This is a genomic window from Modestobacter marinus (assembly GCF_011758655.1).
Lineage (GTDB): Bacteria > Actinomycetota > Actinomycetes > Mycobacteriales > Geodermatophilaceae > Modestobacter > Modestobacter marinus.
Genome location: NZ_JAAMPA010000001.1, coordinates 2,889,871 through 2,906,428, shown reverse-complemented (window position 1 = coordinate 2,906,428; position 16,558 = coordinate 2,889,871). Strand labels below are relative to the sequence as shown.

Genomic DNA, 16,558 nt, shown 5'->3' with positions numbered 1-16,558 from the left:
TCCGATCGGTCCCGGGCCGGCGTCCGTCCTCGCTCCCCCGGTCGTGCTCCGGCGCAGCTACTGCTTGGTGAAGTGGCTGACGCAGGCGCCCTGGTTGCGGAAGACCGGGTCGGTGCTGGTCGCCCACCCGCCGTCCTTGCAGTCGTCCTTGCCGGTCAGCCGGACGTCGGGCTGGAAGTCGTAGGTGACGTCGACGCCGGTGCTGGTGGCGATGTGCAGGGCGTCCGCGGCGCCGACCACGCCGGCGTTGCCCGAGCCCTGGTTGACGCCGAGGCTGCCGTTGAAGTCGGCGTCCGCCGGCGTGGAGCCGGCCCGGAGGCTGACCGGGTCCTCCTGGATCACGGCGTCCGGGTACAGCTCCAGCAGCCGGTCGATGGTGCAGGGCGTGGACTGCGGGCACTCGGCGATCTGGCCGCTCCACCACTGCGACTGGCCGTCGTGCCAGGCGTCCCAGGTCTGCCACTCCCCCGCGCGGACGGCGGCGTTGCCGTAGAAGGCGTCGTCCTGGTACGGCTCGTAGACCAGGTAGGCGTCGACGTCGCCGTCGTCGTCCCGGTCGAGCCGGATGTTCAGCGACGGGAGGGCCGGGCTGCCCGACGGGGCCACCGCCTGGAAGGTGGCGTAGCCGAGCTCGGTGATGTCGCGCAGGTGGGTGTCGTCGTGGGCATCGGTGAACAGCTGCACCTTCGCGCCACTGGTCGGCGTGCTCAGCACAGCGGCCCCGGTGCCGAGCGCACCGCCGTAGGTGGTGCTCCAGTCGAGCGACCCGTCGGGGCGGGTGTCGCCGGTGTGCCAGGCGCCGCCCAGGTCGGAGGGGTGCACCTGCTCGACGGTCGTGGCCGCGGAGGCCGTTGCGGTGGACAGCACCACGGCGGCGGCTGCCGCTGCGGTGACGGAGGTGATGCGTCTGGCGTTCATCGTCGAACTGGTCTCCCCGTGAGTGGACGGTGCATGGCCGGTGCAGCTCACCAGTCGGCGGTCACCCCGTCCAGCACCCGCGGCGCGCAGGTCGGCGTCCGGGGACTGCACCTCGGGCTCGGTGACCGGGCGATGACTTCGGGGCGCCGACGGGGTCTCGATCTCCGTCCGACCGTGCGCGTCGGGCGGAGGCAGGGGTGTCATGGACGAGACGACGACGGACACGGTCACGCGGGTCGCCACGACCACGGTGGTGGTCACGGACCTGCCGCGGGCGTTGGCCTTCTACGTGGACGACCTCGGGATGCGGGTCGGGCGCGACGCGGAGCTGGGCCCGGGCAGACGGTGGGTCGAGGTCGGACCCGCCGGTGGCGGGACGACGATCGCCCTGATCACGGCCGGCAGCGGCTTCCCACCGGGCATTCGGTTGGGCACGGCCGACGCCGACTCGGCGCACGACCGGTTGCGCGGGCGCTGCGTGGACGTCGACGAGCAGGTACTGCGGATGGGCGACGTCGCCCCACCGATGTTCACCGTGCGCGACCCGGACGGGAACGTCCTGGTGCTGGTGGAGGGAGCGTGAGGGCCGCCCTCGACGAGCGATTCACCGCGCCGCTGCGCCTGAGCCCGGCGGAGGGCGGGTGGACCTACGTGATGTGGGCGGACTCGGTCGGCGTCTTCGGCACGCGCGGCCTGGTGAAGGTCGGCGGGACGATCGACGGCCACCCGTTCCGCAGTTCGTTCATGGCGCTGGGCGACGGGACGCACGAGTTGCCGGTGAAGGTCGCGCTGCGCGCCGCCATCGGCAAGCAGGCCGGCGACACCGTCGAGGTGCATCTGACCGAGCGCATCACCACGGCCCACCCGGTCGGGGCCCGCTTGCGGGCGACGTCCGGCTAGCAGCCCGGTTGGTCGCCTGCCCCAGCAGCTCAGGCGGGCGGCAGGTGACCAGCCAGGTGCCGGAGCAACTGCCCTCGCGTCTCGGCATCCAAAGGACCTGGCTTGTTCAACCGCCGCGCAACGCCCTTCGGACTCAGGAGCGCAACGCCGGCCACGCGCTCAGTCGTCCATGGGAGGTCCGCGTCGACGAAGCACATCGACGCGTCTACCCGCACCAAGCCGCCGTCCGGAAGCTGATCCAGCAGCGACCGCACCACCCGTTCCTGCCTCCCGACGGACCCGAGCAGCTTCGAGTGGTTCCTCCCGCGGATCAGCAACTGTTCGTCCACCGGCCGGACCAGACCTCCGGTGCGCCGCACCCGAACCGCGGCACCCTTGTATCGCTTGACGTCGATGATGTGAACGCCGTTCTGCGCCACAGCCAGGACGTCGATGTCGCCGTCCCGCCCACGGGCACTCAGCCGTCGGTTGAACAGCAGATCGACTCCAGGACCACATCGCCTTGCCAGGTACCGCGCGACACGGATCTCCGCCACCGCGCGGGACTGCTGCACGACCAGGTGACAGGTTGGGTCAGGCAGCCTGAGCGGCCAGTGTGGGGACGATGGTCTCGTACTCGATGGGCGTGAGTCGACCGAGGGCGTCCTGACGCCGCCGGCGGTGGTAGGTGCGTTCGATCCAGGTGACGATCGCGATCCGCAGCTCTTGCTGGGTGCGCCAGTGGCGGCGGTCGAGCACGTTCTTCTGGAGCAGGGCGAAGAACGATTCCATGGCCGCGTTGTCGCCGGCCGCGCCGACTCTGCCCATCGAGCCGGACAGCTGATGCCGGTTGAGGGCGCGCACGAATTTCCGGCTGCGGAATTGGGATCCGCGGTCGGAATGCACGATGCAGCCGGCCACGTCAGCGCCGTCGGCATGGCGCCGGGCGACGGCGTTGTCCAGCGCGGTGACCGCGAGCCGGGACTTCATCCGGGAGTCGATGGAGTAGCCGACGATCCGGTTGGAGTGCACGTCCTTGATCGCGCACAGGTAGAGCTTGCCCTCGGCGGTGCGGTGTTCGGTGATGTCGGTCAACCACACGGCGTTGGGCGCCTCGGCGGTGAACACCCGGTTGACCCGGTCGTCGTGCACCGGCGGGCCGGGACGGCCGCCCTTGCCCCGGCGAGGCTTACCGAACGCGCTCCACCAGCCGTTGGTCGAGCAGATCGCCCAGGCGGTCCGGGCAGTCATCGGCTGACCGTTCGCGGCGGCCTCGTCGACGAGCAGGCGGTAGCCGAACTCCGGATCGTCCCGGTGGGCGTCGAACAGCGCATTGGCCCGGTGCGCCTGGGTGAGGTCGCTGGTGGTGACCGGGTCGGCCAGCCACCGGTAGTAGGGCTGGCGGGCGATCTTGAGAACCCGGCACGTCACCGTCACGGCGATCCCGTCGACGGCGAGCTCACGGACGAGCGGGTAGATCATTTTCCCGGCAGATTCGCCTGCGACAGGTAGGCCGCCGCGCGGCGCAGGACCTCGTTCTCCTGCTCGAGCAACCGGATCCGCTTGCGGGCCTCGCGCAGGTCCGCGTTCTCCGCCGCCGTGGTCCCGGGCTTGACGCCGTCTTCGACGTCAGCGGCCTTCATCCAGTTCGTCAGACAGGACTCGCTGATCCCGAAGTCGGCAGCGATCTGCTTCAGGTGCTGGCCCGGCTCACGGTTGCGGGCGACGTTCACGACGTCGTCGCGGAACTCCTTGGGGTAGGGCTTGGGCACGGTGAACATCCTTCCAGCGGCACCTCTCGGCACCACAGATCAGATGTCACCTACTCGTGCAGCAGTCCCCGCCGTGGGCGAAGTTGGCCGTGGTCGCAGGTTCGTGGCTCAGGGCGACGACCAGCCCTCCCACACGGGGGAAGCGATCCCGGATCCGTTCCTCTCGGGCCGCGCGCCGGTGTGCATACGTCCGCAGCAGTGAGCCGCCTGGAGTGCCGCGATCGATGGCGTCGTAGTCCACCGCATCAGTCCACCGAGATTCCAGGCAACGCGCTTCCCCCTGAAGGGTGCCGCCGAACCTCCACTGCCGTCGTTGCCTTGGTCGGCCCCTGGGTGGGCGGCATCTCGCAGCCCTCACCGGACAGGGAACAGGCGCAGGGCCCCTCACCGAGCGCGGTGAGAGGCCCTGTCGGCTGTCAGTTCACTGCAGGTCGACGGTGACCCCACCGGAGAACGCCGAGTCGTGCAGTTCGATCGCGGTCGGCACGGTGCCGGCGGGCACGTCGAAGATGACCTTGCTGTTCAGGCTGTTGCCCGGGTTGATCTCCTCGTACAGGGACCCGGAGTCCTCCAGGTAGATCGCGGCCTCGCTGTCCGCCGAGAACTCCTGGCCCTCCGCGTTGAAGAGCTTGGCGTTGTCACCGAAGAAGCTCTGCGCCTCGTCCCCGATGTTCGAGATGGTCACGTCGACCACGCAGAACTGCCCCTGGGCCGTCGTGCCGAGGTACTCGTTCCCGATCTCCGTGGCAGAGCAGTCGACACCGTTGACGACGAAGTTGAACTTGCCGTCAGCAGCCGGCTCACCGATGCCCGGGTTGCTCGGCTCCTCCTCCGCGACCGGCTCGGCCACGGGAGCCACGACATCCGGAGCGGCGTCCGTGCCACTGGCCGTCGCCTCGTTGTCCGTGTCACCGCCGCCCATGTTCGCGGCAACACCGAAGACCACGATCACGGCCAGGATGATGAACCACGCGCGCTTGTACAGCGGCTTCTTGGCCTTGGCCTGCGGCGGCTGCTCGGGCCGCTCCTCGAGCGTGGGCGGATGCGTCATGTCGGTCTCCCCGTTTCGGTTCAGAACGTTCTGTTCCGAAACTAGGCGGCCAAGAACCCGGAACCGGGGACCACAGTCGACCAACCGCGGTCACACTCCCTGTCAGGTGACGCCCGCCGATGTCACCACAGGCACATGCGCCACCTCCGTCGCCTGGAGCACGAGATGCGAGACACCTGCATCGGGTCTGCCTCACCTCGCTGAGGTGAGCGCTGATGCCGTGCGACAGTCCCTCTGTGCCACGGCTGAGCGACGAGGACGAGCTTTCAACCGCGACAGGCGCACGGGACGTGCTCGCCGTCTTCTCCTCACTGCGCCAGCACCAGCAGAACGGCCAGCGCTCGCCGCACAAGCCGTTGCTCGCGTTGCTGGCGCTCGGTCGGCTGGCCGCCAACGGCCGGAGCGACGTCCCCTGGTCGGTGGCGGAGGTCGAGCTGGCCGACCTGATCGCCGAGTTCGGGCCGGCGTCGAGGACCGGGCGTGCGCAGAGCGCGGCGTATCCCTTCACCCGGTTGCGCGCCGACGGCATCTGGACCCTGGACCGGGACGTCGTGATGGACAACGTCAGCCCGCTCCGGGCAGGCGTGACCGGCAGATTCGAGCAGGCACTCGAAGCCAGGCTGCGCAGTGAACCTGCGTTGATCGAAACAGTCGCCCGCGTTCTCGTCGACAGCCACTTCCCGTCCACGGTCGCCGGAGACGTCCTCTCCGCCGTCGGCTTCGATCCGGAGGCGGCCGCTGTCGGCGAGCACCCCGGTGCGTCCCGGAGCCGTCGGCGCAGCTCCGCCTGGCGGACCGCCGTACTGGAGGCATGGGACAGGCAGTGCGCCTTCTGCGGGTTCGACGGACAGGCTGGTGGGATGACGATCGGCCTGGATGCCGCGCACGTGCGGTGGTTCGCGCTCGACGGTCCGGACGAGCTGAACAACGGCCTGGCCCTGTGCACGCTGCACCACAAGCTGTTCGACCGCGGGGTCCTCGGCCTGGACGACGACGCAGCGGTCGTCGTCTCCCAGCGCTTCTCGGCCAGGACGGCAACCGGCCGGGCGGTCTACGAGCTGCACGGACTCCGGCTGCGGCCCCGGCCGGGCACTCCGTTGCCCGCCGCGCCGCACATGGTCTGGCACCGAGAGCAGGTGTTCCAGGGAGCTCCCCTGGCCAGCTGAGCACTGGCGACGCCAGCTCAGGACCGTGTCAGGACGCCCTTGAGGGGCCCAAGTCGCGACTCCAGCCCCTCAGGGGGTCGGGACCAGCGGAGGTCGGCGGGGAGGCGGGGTGAGCAGTGGGCGACCAGCGGCGTCCAGCCGGACCTACGAGGTCCGCCTCACCGAGCGCATCACCACGGCCCACCCGGTCGGTTCCCGGCCTCAGGCGACGAGCAGCTGATCAGCCGGTCCGACGACGGCTCAGACCGGGACGACGGTGACCCGACGCTCGGCGTGCTGGACGAGTGCGCCGATGTCACCCGGATCGCTGGTCAGGACGATCGGTTCAGGGCGACCGGCGGCGTGGGCAGCGACGATCGCATCGGTCGCGCTGATCGTGGCGGCGCGCCCGGTCGCGGTGCGGAGCCGGGCCGCCGACCGTGCCGTCACCTCGTCCGCCGGACGGACCAGGCAGGCGCGGAGCAGGCGGTTGACGTGGAAGTCTCGCCGATGGTCCCCGGTCAGAGCTTCGGTCAACACGGGTGCTGGGACCTCTGCCGGCCACAGCCCGCGATCCCGGAGCGCGATGAGTCGGGCGCGCTGCCCGGCGAGGCCGCTCAGACCACCGGCATCGAGGACGAGGGTCACGCCGACCGGACCGAGCTGGATCCGGCGTCCCGCGGTGCGACCTCGTCAACCCACGCCCGGGCCGCGGCCATCTCCTCCTCCGGAACCGGGCCGTGGGCCTGCTGCAGGTCCGCCAGGTAGGCATCGAGCGCAGCGATCTTGGCCCGCCGGTCCAGCTCCTCGGCCAGCGCAGCCGTCGTGAGCGCCGAGACGTTCAGGTCAGCAGCGCGCGCCCGGCCCAGCAGTTCATCCGGGACGGTGATGTTGACGCGAGCCATGCGCACAAGATACGCACGATCGGGCTGTTTGCCGGTCGTCGTCCACAGCTCCGTCGGGCGCGCAGCCCCTCAGGGGCCGAAGTCGCGACTTCGGCCCCTGAGGGGGTCAGGACCAGCGGGGGTCGGCGGGGAGGCGGGGGTTGAGCAGGTGGGCGACCAACGCCGTCCAGCCGGTCTGGTGGGTGGCACCCAGGCCCTCGCCGGTGTCGCCGTCGAAGAACTCGCTGAAGCTCGGGTGGTCCCGCCACAGCGGTGAGTCGCTGGCCTCGATGCGCTTGCCGTCGGCCGGCCGCTTCCCGTCGACCGGGCGGAACAGCCCGGTCAGCGAGTTGTCGATCAGGTCGGCGGCCTCCACCAGCGTGCGGCGGTTGCCCGAACCGGTCGGGATCTCGATGGTGAACGAGTCGCCGTAGTGCCGGCCCAGCGTCCGCAGCTTGTCCGCCAGCAGCACGTTCACCGGGAACCACACCGGCCCGCGCCAGTTGGAGTTGCCGCCGAACAGCCTGGTGCGCGACTCCCCCGGCTCGTACTCGATCGACACGTCCCGCCCGCCGACGTTGGCGAACACCTGCCCGGTCGACTTCGACAGCGACCGGATGCCGAACGGCGAGAGGAACTCCTCGCTGTCGAACATCCGCTGCAGGATGCGCTGCAGCCGCTCCTTGCCGACCAGCGACAGGATCATCTTCCGGCCCTCGGGCGTCGACCGGCTGCGCAGCGGGCCCATCAGCTCCGGACGGCGCTTCTGCAACCACCGCACCCGCGCCGCGACGTCCGGCAGCTGGCTGACCCACTGCGGGATCTCCGTGGCCGCCAGGATCGGCAGCAGCCCGACCATCGAGCGCACCCGCAGCGGCTCCGACGTCCCGTCCGGGGCGACCAGGACGTCGTAGAAGAACCCGTCGTCCTCGTGCCAGAGCTTCACCTCGTGCGAGCCGAAGGCGTTCATCGCCTGCGAGATCGCCAGGAAGTGCTCGAAGAACTTGGTCGCGACGCCGTCCCACGCCTGGTCGTGCCGGGACAGCTCCAGGGCGATCTTCAGCATCTGCTGGCAGTAGAACGCCATCCAGCTGGTCGCATCCGACTGCTCCAGCCGGTAGCCCGGGGGCAGCGGCGCGGACCGGTCGAACAGCGCGATGTTGTCCATCCCGAGGAAGCCGCCCTCGAACACGTTCGAGCCGTCGGCGTCCTTGCGGTTGACCCACCAGCTGAAGTTCAGCAGCAGCTTGGTGAACACCCGGATGAGGAACTCGCGGTCCCGGCCGCCGTCGAGGCGGTAGACGTGCCAGGCCGCCCAGGCGTGCACCGGCGGGTTGACGTCGCCGAACGCCCACTCGTAGGCGGGCAGCTGGCCGTTCGGGTGCATCGCCCACTCGCGGCACATGAGCAGCAGCTGTTCCTTGGCGAACGCCGGGTCGACGTGCGCCAGCGGCAGGCAGTGGAAGGCGGTGTCCCACGCGGCGAACCACGGGTACTCCCACTCGTCGGGCATGGAGATGACGTCGGCCAGCGCGAGGTGCCGCCAGCTGGTGTTCCGACCACCCCGCCGCTTGCGTTCCTCCGGTGCCGGTTCGTCGGGGCTGCCGTCGAGCCACTGGGCGACGTCGTAGCGGTACAGCTGCTTGGTCCACAGCAGGCCGGCGTAGGCGCGGCGGGCGACGTGCCGGTCGTCGGCGGGCAGGCTGGGGTGGATGACGTCGGCGTAGAACTCGTCCGCGTCGGCCTTGCGGGCGTCCAGGACGGCGTCGAACTGGTCGCCGAAGGTCTCCTCGTCCGGGTCGTGCTGGCTCAGCCGCAGCTTGACGGTGACGGTCTCCCCCGGCTCGACGGCGTCCCAGCGGTACCAGAACGCGGCCTTGGTACCGGTGTCGGCGGGGTTGACCGCCGCACGGTCACCGTGGACGACGCGGCGGTTGATGCCGTCCTTCGGGTACCGGCTGGCGTTGCGCTCGGCACCGAACAGGCCGACGGCGTTGGTCTCGTTGTCGCAGCAGAGCACCTCGGGGGCGCCCTCCGCGGCGAGGACGTACCGGCCGAGGTAGCCGTGTTCGGCCTCGACCGCCTCCAGCCCGTTGACCGCCAGCGTCGGGGCGAGCATCTGGCTGAGCACGCCCTGACGCTTGTCGCCGCCCCACGACCAGGTGTTGCGGAACCACACCTGCGGCAGCAGGTGCAGCGGCGCGGCCTCGGGCCCGTGGTTGGTGGCGGTGACGACGATGCAGACGTCGTCCGGGGCGTCCTTGGCGTAGGTGACCTGGACGTCGAAGAACCGGTCGCCGTCCAGGACGCCGGTGTCGGCGAGCTCGTACTCCCGCTCGTCGCGGCTGCGGCGGGCGTTCTCCTCACGCAGCTCGGCGTAGGGGAACTCCGCCTGCGGGTAGCGGTAGAGCCACTGCATCCAGGAGTGCGTGGGCGTGCCGTCGACGGCCCACCAGTACTCCTTGGCGTCCTCGCCGTGGTTGCCCTCGGCGTTGGTCAGCCCGAACAGCCGCTCCTTGAGGACCGGGTCCTTGCCGTTCCACATCGCCACGGAGAAGTTGAGGAACCCGTAGCGGTCGCAGAGACCACCGAGGCCGTCCTCGCCCCAGCGGTAGGCGCGGGCGACGGCGTGGTCGAACGGGAAGGACGCCCAGGCGTCGGAGTCGGCGGAGTAGTCCTCGCGGACCGTCCCCCACTGCCGGCCGGCGAGGTAGGGGCCCCACATCCGCCAGGGGGCGGACATGTCCGCGGACTCGGCCAGCCGGGCGTGCTCGGCGCTGCGGGGTCGGTCAGTGTCTCGGGGAGCGGGCGCCGGGTCCGGGTCTCGGAGCGGGGCGCCGGGATCAGCGGCAGACACGACCTCCACAGTGCCACGACGAGGTTGCGCGCAAGTGAAGTGCGCGGGTCTCCGAGACCAGGCTCACCGCCGGACGTACCGCCCGTCGCTCCCGTCCCCGCCGTCGCCGGTCCGGCGGAGGACCACGGGAACTGCACGAGGGCAGGTGTCGTGGTCGCGCAGTCGTCGTCCCCCGGACCGAAACGGCGTCCAGCACGCTCCTGCGGCAGTGCACCGGGGGCGACCTGCCGGTCGCGGACTGCCCACCTCGGCTTGGCGTCGCGCGCCTCGGCCGCCACCCTGTGCAGATGGCGGGGGCCCGGGACCGGACGCGCGGTGACGCCGGTCCGGTCCCCCAGGAGCGCGATGTCCGCTGGGCAGTGCTGGGCTGGACCGGTCTCGTCGCATCCACTGCGGCGTCGGCGCCGTCGACCTGGCGCGACTGGCCGACGACGACTACGCTGACCGTGCTCGTCGCCGTCGCGCTGACCGCCACCGGGCAGTTCCTCCTGGGGCGCTCCCGGGCCCGCCGAACGGGCGCCCCGCTGGTCGCGGTCGGTGTGGTCTGGCCGACCAGCGTGTGGGGGGTGGTCGACCACGGCGCCGGGCCGTTCCTCAGCTGGACGCTCAGCGGGGCCGCCTGGGCGTTGCTGGGGATCGCGATGCTCAGCTATCCCTCGGACCTGCCGTGGACCAGAGGGGTGCGCATCTACGTCGCCGTCCTGGTGACCGTCCTCGTCCCGGTCAACGTGGCCCAGGCGCTGGTCTCCCAGCCCGAGTGGAACGGATTCGCCGCCGGGGCCTGGTGGCCGGCCCTGCTGCCCTCGCGCAGCTGGCACGTCACGACGATCGTCATCTACTCGACGGGTTGCCTCGCGCTCGCCGCCGGCGCGATCAGTCTCTTCGTCCAGCGGATGCGGGCCGCTTCCGGGATCGACCGGGCGGCGCTGCTGCCCGCCTTGCTCGGGGTGAGCACCGGGGCGGTCATCGGCGCTGTGACGACCAGCGGGCAGGTCCTGGTGGCATCGGAGCAGGCGTGGGCGGCCATGGTGGCCACACAGAGCATTGCGCTGCTCGCACTGCCGATCAGCGTGGCGCTGACCGCGGTGCGCACCCGGCTGGCCGACGTCGAGATGACGAAGACGGTGGGTCAACTGGTCCGGCCGGCGACGCCGGATGCGGTGGAGCGCGCGGTCCGCACCCTGCTGCACGACCCGTCGGCGACGGTGCAGTTCTGGTCGCCGGAACGGTCCGGCTACATCGACGGGGACGGCCAGCCCGCCGTCTCGGGAGCCGATCGGCACCGGATGACCGTGGAGGTGCACGCCGCGTCCGGTGACCGACTGGCCCAAGTGGTGCTGGACCCACGGCTCGGACACCACGCGAGTCTCGTGGACTGGACGGTGACCTCGATCGGGCTGGCCCTGGAGAACGCCTGGTTGCAGGCCCAGCTCCGGGCCCAGCTGGGCGAGGTCCGAGCGTCACGCACCCGCATCCTCGACGCGCAGCTGAGCGAGCGACGGCGGCTCGGCCGCAACCTGCACGACGGGGCCCAGCAGAAGCTGCTCGCCCTGTCGATGCGGCTGGAGGCGGCGCGCACACGTACCTCGGACGAGACGACGCAGCGAGAGCTGACCGAGATCAAGGACCAGCTGCGCACAGCGCTGGCCGACATCCGGGATCTGGCCCGCGGTCTGCATCCTGCCGTGCTCACCCAGGCCGGGCTGGGCGCGGCGGTCGCCGAGATGGTGGGGCGCAGGTCGGTGCCTGTGCTGGTCGACCTGCCCGCCCAACGCCTGGACGAGCTGGTGGAGTCGGCCGCCTACTTCGTCATATCCGAAGCGATCGCCAATGCGGACAAGCACGCGGGCGCCGGGACCGTGTCGATCCGGGGCCGGCTGCTGGACGGCGACTTCGTCCTGCGCATCAGTGACGACGGCCACGGCGGCGCGGACGCCGACGGCGCCGGCCTGCGGGGACTGGCCGACCGGGTGAGCGCGCTCGGCGGGAGCTTCGTCGTCGTCAGCCCGCCGGACGGGGGCACGCGGGTCGACGTGCGGATCCCCGCACCGTGACGACGTCCTCCTTCATGGCTCCGTTGCCGCCACCGAGTGGCCGCGCAACCAGGTCAGCACTGCGCGGACCCGGCGGTTGTCACCACCCTCCGCGGAGATGCCGAGCTTGTCGAAGATGCTCGCCGTGTGCGCCTCGATGGTCCGCTCGCTGAGGTGCAGGGTGCCGGCGATGCTCCGGTTGGACCGGCCTTCGGCCATGGACCTGAGGACGTCGCGCTCACGGGCACTGAGCCGATCCAGCTCACCGGTGCCGCGCTGCTGGGAGATGAGGTCCGCGACCACGTCCTGGTCGAGCACCAGACCACCGGTGGTCAGCCGGGTCAGGGCGTCGAGCAGGGTGCCGAGGTCGTCGACCTTGTCCTTCGACAGCAGTCCGCGGCCGCGGGTGCCGCCGGCGAGCAGGCGGGTGGCGTAGGACGGCTGCACGTGGGCGGAGAGCAACAGCACCGGTAGGTCGGGCCACACGAGGTGCAGCTGCTCGGCGGCGACGAGTCCTTCGTCGGTGTGGGTGGGCGGCATCCAGACGTCGATGATGACGACGTCGGGTCGATCCGGCATGGCGTGCAGTTCGGCGAGCAGCTCGACGCCGTCCGCCGCGAGGACGACGACATCGTGACCCGCGCTCTGCAGCAGCACGGCGAGGCCCTGCCGGAAGAAGGGGCTGTCGTCCGCGATGGCCACCCGCACCGACGCATCCTCGTGGACCTCGGGGCAGGCGCACCACCGTGGCAGCACGGGTCGACACCGCGAGTGTTCCGCAGTAACGGCACGGGGTGGCCCGGATCTGATCCGACGCCGGTTCGGCGACCGTTGGTGGACCGGATCCCGGGTCACTGGGCAGCGGGGACGGCATCCGTCACGGGGGGACATCATGGGCGACTCAGATGGCAGTGGGGGCGGCGGCTTCGTCGTCCTGATGATCGTGCTCGTGGTGCTCGCGCTCTACTTCACTCCCACGATCATCGCCTTCGCCCGGGGCATCGCTGATCGCGGCACGGTGCTGGTCCTCAACCTGTTCCTCGGTTGGACGTTCGTCGGATGGGTCGTCTCACTGGCGATGGCGGCTCGGAGTCGACCGGAGCCGGTCGTCCTGATGGCCCAGCCGATGATCAGCCCCGCGGGGCCACAGCCGGGCTGGTACCGCGATCCCTCGGACCCGTCGGCCGAACGCTGGTGGGACGGGGCGGGGTGGGGCGACACCCGACGCGCGGTCTCCTGATCTCACCCGGCCGGAAGAGCCCGCGCTGAGCAGCGGCGATCTGCCCGGTCCTCAGCCGGCGACGGCGAACGCGCCGTCCACCGACCGCGCGTCCAGCCACACCGCCAGGTCGGTCACCGACATCGGCCGGCCGTACAGCCAGCCCTGCGCGAGCAGGACGCCGAGCCGGCGGAGCTCGGCGTCCTGCTCGACGGTCTCGACACCCTCGGCGACCAGCCCCAGACCGAGGTTGTCGGCCAGCGCGACGATGCTGGCCAGCAGCTGCGCGCGGCGCGGCGAGGTGGTGATCGACGCGATGAAGGACGTGTCGAGCTTGAGGTGCTGGACGGGCAGCACGTCGATCCGGCTCAGCGACGAGTAACCGGTGCCGAAGTCGTCGGCGGCGACGACGGCGCCCAGCCCTCTCAGCGCCTCGAGGTTCTGCCGGACGGCGCCGGCGTCGGACTCCAGCTGGGTCTCGGTGACCTCGACGACGACCTGGTCGGCCGACCAGCCGAACTCGGCGAGCAGCGCGGCGAAGCGCTGCGGGTAGTCCGCGGCAGCCAGCTCCCGCACCGACACGTTCACGCCGAGCAGCAGGTGCACACCGGTCGCCTCCCGCAGCCCGGTGAGCTGCCCGAGCGCGGTCCGCAGCGCCTGCTCACCGAGCGCGGTGAGCAGGCCGTGCTGCTCGGCGAGGGCGATGAACTCGTCCGGCGGGACGGCGCCACGCTCGGGGTGGTCCCACCGGGCCAGCGCCTCCACGCCGATCACCCGGTTGCCGCTGAGCTCGACCACCGGCTGGAACGCCACGCCGAGCTGCCCGGCAGCGAGGGCTCCGGCGAGGTCGGTGGACAGCTGGTCGCGGGCGGCGCCGTCGAGGGCGCACCGGTTGCGGCCGCCGTCCTTGGCGACGTAGAGGGCGGCGTCGGCCCGGCGCATCAGCTGGGCCCGGGTCTCACCCGGGACGTGCTGGGCGACGCCGCCGGAGACCCCGATGTCCGGGTGCAGCGCGGTCAGCCGTTGCACCTCGGCCAGGGCGGCCGGGCCGGTGAGGCCGGGGAGCAGCAGCGCGAACTCGTCGCCACCGTGCCGGGCGAGCACCGCCCCGGGAGGGAGCTGGGCGCTCCAGGCCTCGGTGACCCGCAGCAGCACCCGGTCGCCGGCCTCGTGCCCGTCGGTGTCGTTGACCTGCTTGAAGTGGTCGAGGTCCAGCAGCGCTGCGGACAGCGGTTCGCCGCGGCGGTCGGCGGCGGCGAGCAGCTCGTGCAGCGCGTCGTCCAGACCACGCCGGTTCGCCAGCCCGGTGAGCGGGTCGCAGCTGGCGCTCGACGCCCGCCAGACGAGGTCGCGGGTCACCGTGCCCAGCGCGACCACCACCGTGACCAGCGCCAGCACGGTGGGCGCCGGCACGTCCGGGCGCAGCAGGAGCACGGCACTGATGCCGAGCACTGCGCCACCCAGGTGGGCGAGCGCCGGCCCGTGGCGGAAGAAGAAGAACGCGTCGATCGCGACGAAGGCGATGATCGACGCGATGGCCAGCGCGGTGAGCGGGTCGGGGGCCAGCGCTGCGGCGGCCCCGATCAGGCCGGTCGCCGCGGCGACCGGGACGTGGAAGACGGCGCGCGGCCAGCGTGGGCCCCAGCGGCCGATCACGACTGCGCCGAGCAGGGCGCTGCTCGCGATCGTCGCGATGACCCAGCTACGGCCGGAGTGCGGCGTCGCCCCCAGCAGGGCGAGCAGGCCGGCGGCGCCACCGAAGGCGTAGAAGACGGCCAGGGTGCGGGCCGTCGTCCGCGGCGTCGCCACCTCGGGCGCGCCCGACCGGAGCTGCCGCAGCGCGCCACCTCCCCGTCGTCCCGATCGGGCACCTGCTGCGGACCGGGCGGCCGGCTCAGCCACGGGAGGCAGCTTCCTGCGGCAGGGCGGCCGCACCGGGCCGGAGGCCGGCGAGCAGCTCGGGCAGCGGCACGGCCCGCCCGTACAGCCAGCCCTGGGCGAAGGAGCAGCCGACGCCGCGCACTGCGGCCTCCTGCTCTGCGGTCTCCACGCCCTCGGCGACGACGTCGAGGCCGAGGCCCCGGCACATGGCGACCAGGCTGGTGAGCATCTGCGCCCGCCGCGGCGAGGTGCTCAGGGTGGCGACGAACGACCGGTCGAGCTTGAGGACGTCGGCCGGCAGGGTGTCCAGCCGGCTCAGCGAGGAGTAGCCGGTGCCGAAGTCGTCGATCGACACCTTGAGCCCGGCGGCGCGCAGCTCGTGCAGCGCGGCGACGGCGGTCGGCGACTGGCCCTCGATCAGGTTCTCGGTCACCTCGAGCACCAGGTGCCCGGCGGGGAACCCGGTCTCGGCGAGGACGGCGTGCACCCGCTGCGCGTAGTCGGGGTCGCTCAGCTCGCGCCCGGAGACGTTGACGCCCAGCGTCACCTGCTCGCCGGCCGGGGTCCGGACGCCGGCCAGCTGCCGACAGGCGGTGCGCAGCACGTGGGCGCCGAGGGTGGCGATCAGGCCGGAGTGCTCGGCGACGGCGACGAACTCCGCCGGCGGCAGCGGTCCGCGCTCCGGGTGGGTCCAGCGGGACAGCGCCTCCACGCCGACGGTCGCACCGTCGGCGAGGGCGACGATCAGCTGGTAGTGCACCTCGACGTCCCCGGCGGCCAGCGCGGCCTCGAGGTCGCGCGCCAGCTCGGAGCCGGGCCCGCCCTCGAGCTCGGCCCGGCCGCGGCCCGCGGCCTTGGCGTCGTAGAGGGCACGGTCGGCGCGGCGCATCAGGTCGGCGGCGCTCTGGTCGCGATGGTGCTCGGCGAGGCCGACCGACAGCCCGATCTCCGGGTGCAGGGCGGCGATCCGCCGCACCAGCTCCAGCGCGTCCGGGCCCGTCGTCCCCGGCAGGAGGAGCGCGAACTCGTCGCCGCCGTGCCGGCTCAGGACGGCGCCGGTCGGCAGCTCGCGGCGCCAGACGTCGGCGATCCGGCACAGCACCAGGTCCCCGGCCTCGTGACCGGCGGTGTCGTTGATCTGCTTGAAGTGGTCGAGGTCGAGCAGGGCCGCCGTCAGCCGCTCGCCGGTGCGGCCCGCGTTGGCCAGCAGCTCCTGCAGGCCGTCGTCGAAGCCACGCCGGTTGGCCAGCCCGGTGAGCGGGTCGCGGCTGGCGCTGGACGCCCGGATCACCAGGCCACGGACGACGGTGCCCAGCGCGACGATGATCGCGTCGAGCCCCAGCGCGATGGACACCGGGACGTCACCCTGCGCCATCAGCGCGGCGGTCACCGCGGTGATGCCGAAGGCCAGGTGCAGCCAGGCCAGCCGCAGGCTGAAGAAGAAGCAGGCGTCGACGGCGACGAACGACAGCACCGCGGCCGCCGCGACCGCGGTGGCCGGGTCGGGGCTGATCAGCACGACGCAGGCGACCAGCGCGGAGGCCGAGGCGACCGGCAGGTGGAAGACCCGGCGCGGCCAGTACGGTCCCCAGCGGAACGCGGCGGTGCCGCAGACCAGGACGAGGAGCACCATGCCAAAGATCTGCCAGCGTCCCTCCGCCCGGGCGCCCGGCCCGAAGACGGCGAACAGCCCGGCGATCGCGGCGGCGATGTAGAAGGTGGCCAGGACGCGCGCCATCATCCGGGGTGTCGCCACCGCAGGAGCCGTCGACCAGGTCACCCCTCAGACGTCGGGTGAGCGGCGCCCGTGGTTGACGGGTTCACCGAGACTGACCCGTTCCACTCCCCCGCTCGGGTGACCGCCCTCCCGCGAGCAGCCGGGCGTCTCTACTGGCTCAGCGCCCGACCCCTTCAGACGC

15 protein-coding genes are annotated in these 16,558 nt (G+C 71.9%); 5 read left to right on the top strand and 10 right to left on the bottom strand.

Going from position 1 to position 16,558, the window contains the following annotated elements:
* Window positions 1–57 precede the first annotated feature (57 nt).
* Complete coding sequence (locus tag FB380_RS13730) at window positions 58–918, bottom strand: hypothetical protein (protein WP_166755514.1); 861 nt, start codon at window positions 916–918, stop codon at window positions 58–60.
* Between the two features lie 202 nt (window positions 919–1,120).
* Here FB380_RS13730 and FB380_RS13725 point away from each other — a divergent pair, with 202 nt between their 5' ends.
* Both FB380_RS13725 and FB380_RS13720 read left to right on the top strand, forming a co-directional pair.
* Window positions 1,121–1,501, top strand: coding sequence for a VOC family protein (locus FB380_RS13725; protein ID WP_166755513.1), 381 nt, complete (start codon window positions 1,121–1,123; stop codon window positions 1,499–1,501).
* Window positions 1,498–1,818: a DUF1905 domain-containing protein gene (locus FB380_RS13720; RefSeq protein WP_166755512.1), complete on the top strand. Its 321-nt coding sequence runs from the start codon at window positions 1,498–1,500 to the stop codon at window positions 1,816–1,818. Before FB380_RS13725 ends, FB380_RS13720 begins: the two co-directional genes overlap by 4 nt.
* A 29-nt stretch (window positions 1,819–1,847) precedes the next feature.
* Here FB380_RS13720 and FB380_RS13715 read toward each other — a convergent pair whose 3' ends face one another.
* The 3 genes from FB380_RS13715 to FB380_RS13705 form a co-directional block, all read right to left on the bottom strand.
* Window positions 1,848–2,372 (bottom strand): nuclease-related domain-containing protein, encoded by a 525-nt coding sequence (locus tag FB380_RS13715; RefSeq protein ID WP_166755511.1) that lies wholly within the window; start codon window positions 2,370–2,372, stop codon window positions 1,848–1,850.
* 19 nt (window positions 2,373–2,391) lie between these two features.
* A protein-coding gene (locus tag FB380_RS13710; RefSeq protein ID WP_249523877.1) for an IS3 family transposase occupies window positions 2,392–3,569 on the bottom strand; the annotation gives its coding sequence in 2 pieces (ribosomal slippage) (window positions 2,392–3,282 and window positions 3,285–3,569; 1,176 coding nt in all).
* Between the two features lie 421 nt (window positions 3,570–3,990).
* The gene (locus FB380_RS13705) at window positions 3,991–4,620 is read right to left on the bottom strand and encodes a DUF4352 domain-containing protein (protein ID WP_166755510.1); all 630 of its coding nucleotides are present in this window, start codon (window positions 4,618–4,620) and stop codon (window positions 3,991–3,993) included.
* A gap of 290 nt (window positions 4,621–4,910) precedes the next feature.
* Here FB380_RS13705 and FB380_RS13700 point away from each other — a divergent pair, with 290 nt between their 5' ends.
* The gene (locus tag FB380_RS13700; protein ID WP_341800206.1) at window positions 4,911–5,786 is read left to right on the top strand and encodes a phosphorothioated DNA-binding restriction endonuclease; all 876 of its coding nucleotides are present in this window, start codon (window positions 4,911–4,913) and stop codon (window positions 5,784–5,786) included.
* Between the two features lie 240 nt (window positions 5,787–6,026).
* Here the strand turns inward: FB380_RS13700 and FB380_RS13695 are convergent, their stop codons facing one another.
* The 3 genes from FB380_RS13695 to FB380_RS13685 all read right to left on the bottom strand — a co-directional run bounded on the left by FB380_RS13695 (window position 6,027) and on the right by FB380_RS13685 (window position 9,392).
* Window positions 6,027–6,305 (bottom strand): hypothetical protein, encoded by a 279-nt coding sequence (locus FB380_RS13695; RefSeq protein WP_166755508.1) that lies wholly within the window; start codon window positions 6,303–6,305, stop codon window positions 6,027–6,029.
* Window positions 6,306–6,409: 104 nt separating this feature from the next.
* Window positions 6,410–6,670 (bottom strand): type II toxin-antitoxin system CcdA family antitoxin, encoded by a 261-nt coding sequence (locus FB380_RS13690; RefSeq protein ID WP_166755507.1) that lies wholly within the window; start codon window positions 6,668–6,670, stop codon window positions 6,410–6,412.
* A 106-nt stretch (window positions 6,671–6,776) separates the two neighbouring features.
* Entirely contained in the window at window positions 6,777–9,392 is a 2,616-nt protein-coding gene (locus tag FB380_RS13685) for an MGH1-like glycoside hydrolase domain-containing protein (RefSeq protein ID WP_208382849.1), read from the bottom strand.
* A 560-nt stretch (window positions 9,393–9,952) separates the two neighbouring features.
* Here FB380_RS13685 and FB380_RS26005 point away from each other — a divergent pair.
* Window positions 9,953–11,560, top strand: coding sequence for a histidine kinase (locus FB380_RS26005; protein WP_166755505.1), 1,608 nt, complete (start codon window positions 9,953–9,955; stop codon window positions 11,558–11,560).
* 12 nt (window positions 11,561–11,572) lie between these two features.
* Here the strand turns inward: FB380_RS26005 and FB380_RS13675 are convergent, their stop codons facing one another.
* Window positions 11,573–12,247 carry a response regulator transcription factor gene (locus tag FB380_RS13675; protein ID WP_208382848.1) on the bottom strand — a complete coding sequence of 225 codons (675 nt, stop codon included), beginning with the start codon at window positions 12,245–12,247 and terminating at the stop codon, window positions 11,573–11,575.
* Window positions 12,248–12,431: 184 nt separating this feature from the next.
* Between FB380_RS13675 and FB380_RS13670 the strand changes: the two genes are divergently transcribed.
* Window positions 12,432–12,779 carry a superinfection immunity protein gene (locus tag FB380_RS13670; protein ID WP_166756310.1) on the top strand — a complete coding sequence of 116 codons (348 nt, stop codon included), beginning with the start codon at window positions 12,432–12,434 and terminating at the stop codon, window positions 12,777–12,779.
* 51 nt (window positions 12,780–12,830) lie between these two features.
* On the opposite strand, the gene FB380_RS13665 is transcribed toward FB380_RS13670, so the two are convergent.
* Both FB380_RS13665 and FB380_RS13660 read right to left on the bottom strand, forming a co-directional pair.
* Window positions 12,831–14,660: a putative bifunctional diguanylate cyclase/phosphodiesterase gene (locus tag FB380_RS13665; protein WP_166755504.1), complete on the bottom strand. Its 1,830-nt coding sequence runs from the start codon at window positions 14,658–14,660 to the stop codon at window positions 12,831–12,833.
* On the bottom strand, window positions 14,653–16,419 hold the full coding sequence (locus FB380_RS13660; RefSeq protein WP_166755503.1) for a putative bifunctional diguanylate cyclase/phosphodiesterase: 1,767 nt from the start codon (window positions 16,417–16,419) through the stop codon (window positions 14,653–14,655). Before FB380_RS13660 ends, FB380_RS13665 begins: the two co-directional genes overlap by 8 nt.
* Between the last annotated feature and the right edge of the window lie 139 nt (window positions 16,420–16,558).